Here is an 11,702-nt window from a genome sequence, read left to right on the forward strand (position 1 = left end):
CGCCGCCCTTCGGGAGCCCTTATGCATTGCAGGCAGCCATGGCTTTGCCGCGCTCTGATCGTGGTGGCGGTCATCTGCGGGCCCGGTCGCGAAGCTGCGCCGGCCCAGACGACGATGGGGGTCCGCCATCGGATCGATGTCGTCGTCTCGGCCGAGCCCAACTCGCCGATCCTCGCGCGTTTGCGCCGCGCCAAGGGCTCGCTGACCTTCACCGTCAGACTTTCGGCCAACTCCATGGAGAGCCGGTTTTTCGGCATGCTGCATCCCGCCTTTTCGGATATCGTGGTGCCGGACAAGGCGGGTGAACCGCTCGTCAGACAGACCAAGCTGTGGGAGGAGGAGAAGTGCCATCAGCGGCGAGGGCTGCCGAAGGTCACCGTGACGCAGCTTGCCGGGGAGTTTGGCGAGGGCGAGCACCGGATCGCCATCTCAGCCATCAACCGTCACATCGGGCTGCTCGTGCCGCCTGACGAACTGACCCCGGGAATAAAGCTCGAGCCGGGGAGTGATAGTCTCGGGCCATTCTATGCGTTTCGGGCGCAGACCCGGGACAGCAGGCTGAATGTCGACCTGAAGATCTATCCGTTCGATTGCTTCCTTTAAGAACAGGCCCCGGCCTTGACGACGATGCGCCTTCGGCTTCCCAACATCAGCTGGTCCAATATCTCCTGGTCTTGGAGCCTGCCGGCTACGTTCATCCTGTTTTTCGTCGTCGCCAGCGCGCCGTTTCCGTTCGGCTCGACCAACGACATTTCGATTGCGTTCTGGTGCTTGTGCCTCGGCGTCGCATTGATGGTGGCGCCGTTGCGCGATCTGCGCCGCCCGCATTTGTGGATGATCGCAGGCATCGGTGTGATCGTCGTGGCTTACGCCTTCGTGCTGCACGAGCAGCTCTCCGACCATCCCTGGGTTGCCCCGTTTCATCCGATCTGGAAGCAGGCCTCGGAGCTGCTCGGCGTGCCGATCGCGCCGTCGGCCTCGATTGTGAAGAACGAGGCGTTCTTCGCACTAGGGGCGCCGCTTGCGAATATCCTCGCCATCCTGCTCGGAATCTGCGTCGGTGCGGACCGTGGCCGGGCGCGGCAGATCCTGTGGGTGATCGCGATCTCCGGCAGCCTCTATGCGCTGTATGGCGTGTTGTCGTTCCTGATCGAGCCGACCATGATCCTGTGGCGCGACAAGCAGTATTATCTCGGCAGCGTCACCGGCACCTTCATCAACCGCAACACGGCGGCAGCTTATTTCGGCTCGTCCGCGGTGATCTGGATGCTGCTGATCCTTGAGGACGTGCGCCGCCGGCTTCCCGAACGGCACCTCGAATGGCGGCGGCTGTGGCGGGATGTCTCCGACATCCCGCCACGCGAGATCCTGCCGCAGCTCGCCGCGCTGTTGATCTGCCTGATGGCGATGTTCATGACCACCTCGCGCGCTGGCGTCGGCCTATCGCTGCTCGCCATGATCGTGTCGTTCACCGTATTCCTGCGCAAAGATCTGCCGCCGCGCATCGGCATCTGGATTTCGCTCGGCTCGGGCGTCGCGGTCGCGCTCGGCCTGCTGCAGCTGCTCGGCGGCCGGGTCTCCAGCCGCTTCGACAGCCAGGGCCTGGTCGACGAGGGGCGGGTGGAGGCCTGGAAATCCACGCTGCATATCATCGCCGACAATCCCTGGTTCGGCACCGGCATGGGCACCTTCCAATGGGCCTTCCCGCCCTACCGCAGCCCGAACATCTCGATTCGCGGCATCTGGGATGCGGCGCATTCCACGCCGCTCGAGCTTGCCTCCGAGGTCGGCATCCCGATGGCGCTTTTGGTGGCGGCCGCATGGGCAATCATGTTCGTCATCCTCGCCAAGGGCGTGTTCGGACGCCGGCGCGACGCCATCATCCCGCTGGCAGCGGCGGCCACCGCGACCCTGTCGCTGCTGCATTCGTGCCTCGACTTCACCCTTCAAGTCCCCGGTTACAGCATTCCGTTCTTTGCACTTTTCGGCGTGGGGCTGGCGCAATCCTTGCGCAGCACCGAGGCTGCCGGACGGGTCGAGATGGTGCCGCAAAATCCGCGCGAGGAGGAGCCGGGCGCGAGCCGTAACGGGACTGCCCGACGGACACCGGAGCTTCATAAAAGTGTCTAGATTTGAAGCAGTTGCGCTATTTACGAAGTCTTTAGATTAAGTGGACAGTTCCATCGGCTTCAGCTAGTTTCTGCAATGCACAGCCATTTTGTCCGCTGCAAGCGGCAGTCGATATTTGGAGATTTGTTATGAGCGTTTTCAGCTTTGCGCTTCGTCTGGCTGCGGCCGCAGCCGTCGCGGCGACGATTTCGACGGCGGCAAGCGCCGCCGTCTATCCGCCGCAGCGCCAGCTGCCGCCCCAAGTCATCACCGATTTCAAGGCCTCGCCGAAGACCCTGCTACAGCAGTACCAGGGCGGCCCGCAGCTGATCTCCCGCGTCCGCGACCTCGGCGCGTCCGACCCGACGACACTCCCGGGCATCATTTCGCTGTTGACCGATCCGACCACGACGAAGGAGCAGGTTCGCGCGATCGTCGCCGGCCTCGCCCAGGTGGCGCGTATGGCGGCCTCGACCGACCAAGCCTACGCCAATGAGATCCAGACCGCGATTGCGGGGACGAAGAATGCCGACGTGATCGCTGCGTATCAGGCCGCAACGGGTGACGTCGCGATCGCGGCGTCCGGCGGTGGCGGTGCAGGCGGCGGTGGTTCGGGCGCAGGTGGTTCGACCGGCACCGGTGGCTTTGCGTTTGGCGGGACGAGCACCGGCGCCAGCTCGATCGGTGGGCTGCACTATGCGACGTCCGGGTCGAGCATCAGCGGCGGCGGCGTCGGCGGTGCCTCCGGCAGCAGCGTCAGCCCGCGCTGAGCTCCAAACCGAGTAAGTTGTGACCTGACTTGGCACGGGGTCACTTGACAGTTGAAACGGCGCGTCGTTGAGCGCCGTTTCGCGTTTTGGCGTTAAGCTTTTGAGCAAATTGTAATGCGCCAACGCCTTTGTGCGACCGCAATTGAGTTCAGGTGTGCTCTTGAGCGTGCTATAGCTAACATAGGTCGTTGATCTCATTTTGCGACGCCGATGTCGGAATCCTTTTCAGGAAAAATTCAATGTTGCAGGTGAACAAGCCGTCATCCGAGATCAACCGCGATTACGTCGCTTCGGAAGGCTCAACGGTCCAGACACTCACCTCCTACGTTGATATCATTCGCCGGCAATTTCCGACGATTGTCGCTATCGTATCGGCCTGCGTGCTCCTTGCCTTGCTGTATCTCTTCACCGCAGCTCCGCAATTCACCTCGACCGCGACGATGGTGATCGACACGCGCAAGGTTCAGCTATTCCAGCAACAATCGGTGCTTGGTGATATCGCAGTCGATTCAGCAACTGTGGAGACGCAGGTTGAGATCCTGAAATCCGAGAATATCAGCCTCGCGGTGATCCGTGATTTGCACTTGATCGAGGATCCCGAATTTACCGGTAGTGGAGGCGGGCTGCTTGGCTCGGTGATCAGCAGCATTTCCGATTTGTTTTCGGATGGGCGCGCACCATCGGAGTTCGAGCAGACCCGTAAGGCTCTGGAGCGCTTCGAGAAGAACCGTACCATCAAGCGGCTCGGGCTGACTTACGTGATGGAGATCGGCTTTACGTCGAAGGACCCGCAAAAGGCGGCCAAAATTGCAAATGCGATCGCGGACTCCTATATCGTGGACCAGCTGGAAGCGAAGTATCAAGCGACCCGCCGCGCGAGCGTCTGGTTACAGGACAGGATCAAGGAGCTGCGCACGCAGGCTTCTGGTGCTCAGAAGGCCGTGGTGGATTTCAAGACCGCCAACAATATCGTCGACACAGGCGGTCGGCTGATGAATGAGCAGCAGCTTGCGGAAGTGAATAGCCAGCTCGTTCTGGCGCATGCCGCTACTGCGGAGGCCAAGGCGCGGCTCGATCGCATGACCGAAATCCTCAAGCAGGATATTCCGGATGCCAACGTGGCCGACGCGCTCAAGAACGACACCATCGTCAAGCTGCGCGGCCAGTTTGTTGATATGGCTTCGAAGGAATCGATCTGGTCGGCCAGATATGGCTCGGACCATCTTGCCGCCGTCAATCTGCGCAAGCAGATGGCCGAGATCAAGAAGAACATTCAAGACGAACTGAAGCGCATTCAGGAGTCCTACAAGAGCGACTACGACATCGCCGTTACGCGCGAGGACGCAATCAAATCGAGTCTCAACAATGTTGTCTCGGAATCGCAACTCACCAATCAAGCGCAGGTGCAGCTGCGCGAGCTTGAGAGCAATGCGCAGTCCTACCAGGCCATGTATGACAATTTCCTGCAGCGCTACATGGAATCGGTGCAGCAGCAGTCATTCCCGATCACCGAGGCGCGAGTCATCAGCGCGGCGACCACGCCGCTGAAGAAGAGCTATCCCAAGACGTTGATCATCCTCGCTATAAGCTTGCTCGGTGGGTTGATCCTGAGCTTCGGCACGGCGATGGCACGAGAGCTTACCGACAAGGTCTTCCGCACCACGGGTCAGGTGGAGGAGGCGCTGGGCGAGAATTGCATCGCCATCCTGCCCGCACTCGGCGCTGCCGCGTCGGTGCAGGGGCTTGGAGAGAAATTTGCCGGTCGCAAGTCTCCGAAGAAGAACAATCCGCAGCCTGACCTGCTGCGCTATGTCGTCAACAATCCGCTGTCGCGCTTCTCGGAGGCGATCCGCTCGCTCAAGGTGGCGGTGGATCTCAATTCAATCGTACGTGAAAACCGAGTGCTCGCAGCCACATCTACGCTTCCTAACGAGGGCAAGAGTACATTGTCGACCAACCTCGCCCAGCTCATCGCACATGGTGGCGCGCGCGTTATCTTGGTCGATGCGGATCTGCGCAACCCATCACTATCGCGCGCTCTGGTGCCGGACACCAAAGTCGGGCTGGTGGACGTTGTGGCGCAGAAGGTGCAACTCGAGGATGCCGTCGTCGTCGATCCGGAAACTAAGCTCTCGATCTTGCCAGCCGGTACGACCTCAAAGTTGTTGCACACGAATGAAATTCTGGCGTCAAAGGCGATGCATGCCCTCGTGATGCTCTTGCGCTCGAAATACGATTACGTCGTGCTCGACATGCCCCCGATGGCGCCTGTGGTCGACGTGCGCGTGACATCGTCCTTCGTGGATTCCTATGTGTTTGTAGTGGAGTGGGGTAAGACCAATATCGATGTCATCAAGCATAACCTGCGCAGTGCGCCGGAGATACAGGAGAAGTTGCTTGGCGTCGTCCTGAACAAGGCCGATACCAAGCTTCTCGCACGTTATCAATCTTACCATGGCCGCTACTATTACCAGAAGTACTACGCCCGCTATGGTTACGTGGAGTAACCTTCATCCACTGCGACGCGTGGTTTCTATGGTGCCCCTGTTTGCGCTTGGGCTCGCCTCGGTAATCTGGTCCTGTTCGGCTTTACCTCTTTTCGTGCTCGCGCTGCCGGCCCGGGACATTGCCGGTCGGATTGTAGCCGACGAGCGCTTCCGAGCCGGCACGCTGGCTGAGATGGTCTCAAACGCCAGGCTCGAACAAAAAGTGGCCATCCTGCAACCGGAGTTGGCAAGCGCCCGGGCATTAATGCAGCTGCGCGTCGCAGAAGAAGCGATGCAGCGAGAGAGCTCAGACGTAACGTCACGCAAGATGGACGAGGCCTACGAGGACGTTAGAACAGCGCTGACCGTGGCGCCAACTAACTCGTTCCTCTGGCTATTGCTCTATTCGGTGCAGATGGTCCGTACGGGACTTGAATCTAGCGTGGTCGTCTACCTCGGTCATTCATACACCACCGGGCCCCTGGAGGGCTGGATTGCCTTGCGGCGAAATCGGCTTGCTCTGTCTGCCTTTCCATTTCTCAACCCGGTCACACAAAGATTGGCAATTTCCGAGTTTGCCGAGATGGTTGATGCGGATCTTACTGACGAGTCGGCCACGAACCTGTCGGGGGTGGGTTGGCTTTATCGTGATCGGTTGTTGGCGGGACTGGAAGGCGTTGATATGGCCAGTCGCGAGAAATTGGCCAAGCGTCTCGCGCGCGATGGCATTAAGGTACGTGTTCCAGGTGTCGAACAGGATGACAGGCCGTGGTAGTAGCGACCAAATGTGCGCGCAACTCACTCGATTTTTGTCTCATCTTGCTGGTTACTGTCCAGTCGACCTGTTCGCCAGCGCGATCCCAGACAAGTCAGCCCTCATCCAGCACATCGCGTTTGACGTTGCAGGCGCCGATCGAGCAGACCGGCACCGGCATAGTCCGAGATGGGCTGGGACGGCCCTGTCTCGACGTTGAGGCCGCAGCGCGAGGGCACGTCGCGAACCCCCAGGTGGTCGATCATGTTGTTAGCGTTAAGAACAACTGTCCTCGTGTGATCAAAGTGAAGGCCTGCTACTATGGGTCTGACCGATGTAACAATCTCGTGCTGCAGCCCTACGGGCGGGTCGACACAATATTGGGGACGATGTCAGGGGTGACGACCTTTCGATACTCGTTGTCTCAACAATGACAGGTCCCGATGGCCATCTCGCGTCGCCTTTTTCATCGACTTGCCGGCGGATCCGTACCAGCACTTGCCGGAAGCTCGAGTGGTGGTCTGGCCTCCGAGCGGACATCCGGTGTCGTCCGTTCAATTGCCGATCTGCGTAATACATCCATCGCAAGCGATCTCGTATTTTCCGAAGGCTTTGCCGCACCAGGAGATGGCGGCGGCGGTTTCTTCTTTTGGTCTCCCAATGATGAGCGTCCCGACGACGGGGCTATGATCGTTGCTCGGCCGGACGGCGCACTAGGCCGATGGGTCCGTCAACATACCTTCGGCGAGATCGATGTTCGGTGGTTCGGCGCAAGGGGAGATGGTCAATCAGACGATACTCTCGCTTTCGAGAAGGCGCGGGATTTCGCCAAGAGCCGATCGCGAAAGGATCCGCAACTTGCGACGGACCCTCTCGGATCAATCAAAATAAGGATTCCTTCCGGGACGTATCTGATCACCCGGCCTGAAGCCATGCTCGATCGCGACTGGCCGAGCTCGACACTCGGACTGAGCTACGAAGGCGCGGGGGCAGGAATATCAGCGATCAACTATCGGCCGGCGCGGGCCGGTTCGCTTTTCTTCAACAACAACGCGGTCCTGTACCTGCGCTTGTCCGGAATTCTGTTCGCGTGCAACGACGGACTCTCAGTTTTCTATGAGGCGGTGTCCGCAGCGAAGGCTCAGGACGTCCGCTGCGACGACATCGTTTGGAATGGTTCGTGGTCAACCGGCTTCAAGCTGTCGGGAACGAATACCAACAGCGAATACAAATGGACGGCATGCACGATCGCCGGATCATGGGACTACTTCCTGGACCTTGACGGAAACGATCAGCTCCTCAACTATTGGTTCACGCAGTGCAAATTCTGGGTGACGAGAGGAGGCGGATGGGTCCGTGCCAGGCGCGGAGGCCATATAAAAATCTCCGAGTGCGACGTTAGCGGTTGGATCGAGCGAACCGGTCGCCCGCTGTTCGCGCTGTTAGGAACGGCGCACGCGCGAGGCGTATGCCACTTTCTCTGCATTGGATCTCGGTTCGAAATTCGGGCTGACAATGCGCCGATCATCAGATCGCAATGGCCGCACGGAGTCATCTCGTTCATAAACGTCGACTTCGGGTCGCAGGCGCCCTGGCGATCTCATGACTATGTAGAGGCATCGTTCGAGATCGGTCCGGCTGGCCACGCGATGGTGCGGTGGCAGGATTGCTCACTCATCGGCCGGCACACTTACGCGGCAATCCAATCGCCGGTGCCGACGAGCCTTAGCGAAGCGTACCGCTACCTGGCCGATCCGATACGCACTCAACCGCGAGTTATGGTGCAATATGATGGCTGCACTCATCTTTCCGCGGCTACGCCCGACGAAATGGTTGTCTTGGATGAAGCCCTTTCCAAATCGTCAAATTCCCCACTGATCACCTTTAACAATTGTCGATCTGAGAACGTACGCGACGGTCGTCCTGTCCTGCCGTGGACGAACACGTTCGGGTGGAACTCTTCGCGTCCCTCGATCATTTGCCGCAAGACCGAGTGCTGCTCACTGTTCCTTCCCAATCTTACCGGCCTGAGAGCCAGCGTCCCCCAAGGCGCACTTATAACTAAGGTCCAGCTTTGCATCTTGCAGGATACGACCTTCAAGGAGCAGGATTTCGTCAGCGTGTCCGCGCCAGGGCCGGAGGTTGTCCTGTACGAACCTGCAAAGAGCGAAGGGCCGGACGGTTGGTTGATCCCGGATCCAGGAAATTATCTGGTTAGGGTGGTTGTAAGTGGCCGGTCAAAAGGCTCGCTGGTTTTACGCGATCCTCAGAGGGAATTGGGGCGCGTTTCGCAGAATGGCCCTTCCTCGTTGCTTTTCTCCATGAAAGTCGGTGAAAAAGTTACTGCCGAGAAAGACAGCGAATTTGATGGAAAGCTCGAGCGGATCGTCGTTCGTCGGCTTGGCGCAAGGAAGATTTGCGAATTCGACGGGCGTGCACTCCAGAGTTCGTCACTTGCCGTCGATAACCTGAGTTTCCTCGTCGACGGCTTCAACGGTGGTATCCTTGATGTCGCAGCAAGCATCGGTGATCACACGCGGAACTCGAGCGATAAGGCTTGGGGAATTGTGTTGATCGACTTTCTAGGCTGACTTCCCAGCGGGCGATATGACAATTGCAAGAGAACTTCCCCGGTTTGAATCTGTCGCGCGGTCTACCAGTACGCGGAATGCGTTCTGGGTTGACATTTGCTTTGCGACATTGGTCGCGACGTACGCGGCGTACTATTTAGTCACGCTGATTGCGGGCAACTTGATCGACGATGCTGCGGTTCTGATGTTGTTTGCGATATCGATCATCAACGCTTTCGGGGTGGTCATCGCGCTTAGAAAGAACAGCCTGTCCTACACGGCCATCTTTTACTTCAACACGACCTTTTTTGTTTTTGCTCCCCTTCAGCAGCTGTATCTGGCCTTCGATCCAATATTCAACAACGCGGAGGTGATGCATACCGCGCTCGCGCTCGTTCTCATGTGGTGCACTTTAAGCATGATCTTCCTGATCAGGAGTCAAGACGGCGGTAACTCCAGAGAGTTCTGGCGAACACAATCTCTTCCGTTCAATCCCCTGGTCCTTTGGATATTCAGCATCACCGCGTCCGCGGTCGGCATAACCATATACGGATCCAATCTGTTTAGCTCGCGGGAGCTTGCGAGCAAGGCCATGGCCGAACGGTTCGATTTGTCGATCAGCCTCCTGCTTACGGGTTGTATCTTCCCGTTCTCGTTTTATAGCGCGCTGGTCGGGTTGCGCCTTGCCTACTTGAGAAATCATGTGCATTGGCGATTTCTATTTCTGGTCGCCATGGTCATGTCGCTCATGCTCAACAACGTGACCGTCCTTTCTCGATATCAGGTCGCAGCGTTTGCTTTCGCTGGTCTGTTCTTTTGGCTCGGTGTACGCCCGTGGAGTTCCAGGCTGCTGCTGGTTACCTTGTTGGCAGGCACTTTCGCGTCGCCTCTGTTTCACGTCTTTCGATCGACGCAGGGAACGACGGGAAGCCTGGACTATGAGACCTTCTTTTCCGCGATGGATTATGATGCGTTCTCGATGCTCTGCCACACGATCCTTCACGTTGATCATAGTGGTACGACCTACGGCGCAAACATCCTTAGCGCGGTATTTTTCTTTGTTCCCAGAGGTGTTTGGGCCGACAAGCTCCAGGCGACGCCGTTCTATCTGATGGATACGCTGTCATTCTATCGCGGACTGTGGAGTTTCAATCTTTCAGAGCCCCTGATCGCAGAAGGCTATTTTGCCTTGGGTTGGGCGGGAGCCGTGGCTGTTTCGGCGATATTCCTCATGCTCGTTAACAGGCTGGAGTCAGCCAGCCGCGGGTCGTTTAGCACCTTGCTTTTATTCGGATGCGCCTTTCCGATTATCGCGCTAATGGTCTTGCGGGGATCGCTGATTGTTGGCGTCTCAATCGTTATCGGCCACTTGATTGCAGTAAAGATGGCGATCGTACTTTCCCAACTCAGAGCGTCACGATGACAACTGGTGAACAATTGTATGGATAGCAGTGTTGGAACGGCGCAACAGGGCGCGGCCTCTGTTGGCGAGGCGCCCCGTCAATCTCTGTTCGAGGCCGTGGGACGTCTCCTGCTGGCCGTTGGTCTTGACCCCCGGCGGCTGCGGCTGCTTGTCAAGTATCCACGGTACATCGTTGACTACCGGAAGTTTAAGGCTAGGGGCGGTCGTGTTGCAAAAATTTATCCAGTGCTCATTGACTTTGCGGCGCAGGCTGGATCTGTCCGCGGCCATTATTTCCATCAAGACCTGCTTGTTGCATCGCTCGTTTTCCAGGCTAATCCGGTACGGCATATCGACATCGGCTCGAGGGTAGACGGATTCGTCGCGCATGTGGCCGCATTCAGAAGCATCGAAGTGATGGATATTCGAGCCCTCGATGACACCGGTCATCCAAACATCAGTTTCCTGCAAGCAGATCTGATGCAGTTGCGAGCTGAGTATACCGAAAGTGCGGATTCGATTTCATGCCTGCATGCGCTCGAGCATTTTGGTCTTGGACGATATGGCGACGATATCGACCCTGCCGGCCACATTGCCGGATTTCGCAACATACTGAAGATGCTCAAGACGGGCGGCACGCTTTACATCAGCTTCCCGATCGGTCGATCGAGCCAGGTTCATTTCAACTCGCAACGGGTTTTCACCCCGCTCGAGGTGCTCGGCTGGATCGATTCGGACGTGAAGCTGGAGTTGATGCGCTTCGATTTTGTCGACGATGATGGCGTCCTGCATACGAAGGTGAATATCCACGAAGCCGATATCGACGTGAGATATGGATGCGGGATTTACACCTTCTGTAAATTGTAGGTTCTGCCAGCTCGATGTTGGCTTGAGGAGCGGCGCAACTCAAGCAGGCGAAACAAAGAGGTTGCAGCCGATCTCGTTGACTATCTTGTAGCCCGCACGGTCGAAGATCTGCGCGGCAGTCTCCCGGGTCTCGCTTGAAATGATCTCAACGCAGATCAATGAAGGACGAAAGCGGGAGTAGTCGATCGAATTGATCACGTCCGCATCCAAGCCTTCAATATCGATCGAAAGGAAATCGACTTGGCCTTGCTCTGTTGTTTGGCGGATAACCTGATCAATAGTCAGAACCGGAATGTGGTATTTCTTGAGAAGCGTAGCTTTCCCTTGGGCTATGTACTCATTCGCGACCGATGCATCGAGCGTCGAAAGCACCGACGGAAGCATCTCGAAGAACTCGAGCTCACCTGCGGTCGTACCCACGCCGACGGGCAGCAGCTTATCTCTCGGACGCCATCGTCTGTGAAGCGCTCCGAGGCGTGGAATTGGTTCAACCGTAACCCCTTTCCAGCCTGAGCGATAAAGGAGGTAAGTATTGCTTATCTTGAAGGGATGAGACGCTCCAATGTCCAAGTACACGCCCGTCTTTCGCGACGTGAAGAAATCACGAATGAAGCGGTCTTCACCATGCTGCGAGAAACTGCCCTTTCGGGTCGCCCTTACCCACACCTGTAGGTCATGAGCCCACATCGCGCTGGAATAGATCGGACTCGTTCTGATCCGCTTGGCAATCTCTAGTTTCACTCT

9 protein-coding genes are annotated in these 11,702 nt (G+C 57.8%); 8 read left to right on the forward strand and 1 reads right to left on the reverse strand.

Translation table 11 applies throughout. The annotated features are described in order from the left end of the window. Positions 1 to 60: 60 nt before the first annotated feature. The 8 genes from IC762_RS12755 (at position 61) to IC762_RS12790 (ending at position 10,958) form a co-directional block, all read left to right on the forward strand. Complete coding sequence (locus IC762_RS12755; RefSeq protein WP_246801532.1) at positions 61 to 603, forward strand: hypothetical protein; 543 nt, start codon at positions 61 to 63, stop codon at positions 601 to 603. A 24-nt stretch (positions 604 to 627) separates the two neighbouring features. Then, positions 628 to 2,130 (forward strand): O-antigen ligase family protein, encoded by a 1,503-nt coding sequence (locus IC762_RS12760; RefSeq protein ID WP_195790100.1) that lies wholly within the window; start codon positions 628 to 630, stop codon positions 2,128 to 2,130. A gap of 128 nt (positions 2,131 to 2,258) precedes the next feature. Beyond that, on the forward strand, positions 2,259 to 2,879 hold the full coding sequence (locus IC762_RS12765) for a hypothetical protein (RefSeq protein ID WP_195789137.1): 621 nt from the start codon (positions 2,259 to 2,261) through the stop codon (positions 2,877 to 2,879). Positions 2,880 to 3,118: 239 nt separating this feature from the next. After that, positions 3,119 to 5,386, forward strand: coding sequence for a polysaccharide biosynthesis tyrosine autokinase (locus IC762_RS12770; protein WP_195789138.1), 2,268 nt, complete (start codon positions 3,119 to 3,121; stop codon positions 5,384 to 5,386). A 28-nt stretch (positions 5,387 to 5,414) separates the two neighbouring features. Beyond that, on the forward strand, positions 5,415 to 6,140 hold the full coding sequence (locus IC762_RS12775) for a hypothetical protein (RefSeq protein ID WP_195789139.1): 726 nt from the start codon (positions 5,415 to 5,417) through the stop codon (positions 6,138 to 6,140). Between the two features lie 422 nt (positions 6,141 to 6,562). Continuing rightward, a complete protein-coding gene (locus IC762_RS12780) occupies positions 6,563 to 8,710 on the forward strand; it encodes a glycosyl hydrolase family 28-related protein (RefSeq protein WP_195789140.1) in 2,148 nt (715 codons plus the stop codon). A gap of 160 nt (positions 8,711 to 8,870) precedes the next feature. Next, complete coding sequence (locus IC762_RS12785) at positions 8,871 to 10,112, forward strand: hypothetical protein (protein ID WP_195789141.1); 1,242 nt, start codon at positions 8,871 to 8,873, stop codon at positions 10,110 to 10,112. Between the two features lie 18 nt (positions 10,113 to 10,130). Further along, positions 10,131 to 10,958 (forward strand): DUF268 domain-containing protein, encoded by an 828-nt coding sequence (locus tag IC762_RS12790; protein WP_195789142.1) that lies wholly within the window; start codon positions 10,131 to 10,133, stop codon positions 10,956 to 10,958. A 39-nt stretch (positions 10,959 to 10,997) separates the two neighbouring features. Here IC762_RS12790 and IC762_RS12795 read toward each other — a convergent pair whose 3' ends face one another. After that, the gene (locus IC762_RS12795) at positions 10,998 to 11,699 is read right to left on the reverse strand and encodes an FkbM family methyltransferase (RefSeq protein WP_195789143.1); all 702 of its coding nucleotides are present in this window, start codon (positions 11,697 to 11,699) and stop codon (positions 10,998 to 11,000) included. Positions 11,700 to 11,702 lie beyond the last annotated feature (3 nt).

The sequence above is a fragment of the Bradyrhizobium genosp. L genome (assembly GCF_015624485.1).
In the GTDB taxonomy this organism is placed as follows: Bacteria; Pseudomonadota; Alphaproteobacteria; order Rhizobiales; family Xanthobacteraceae; genus Bradyrhizobium.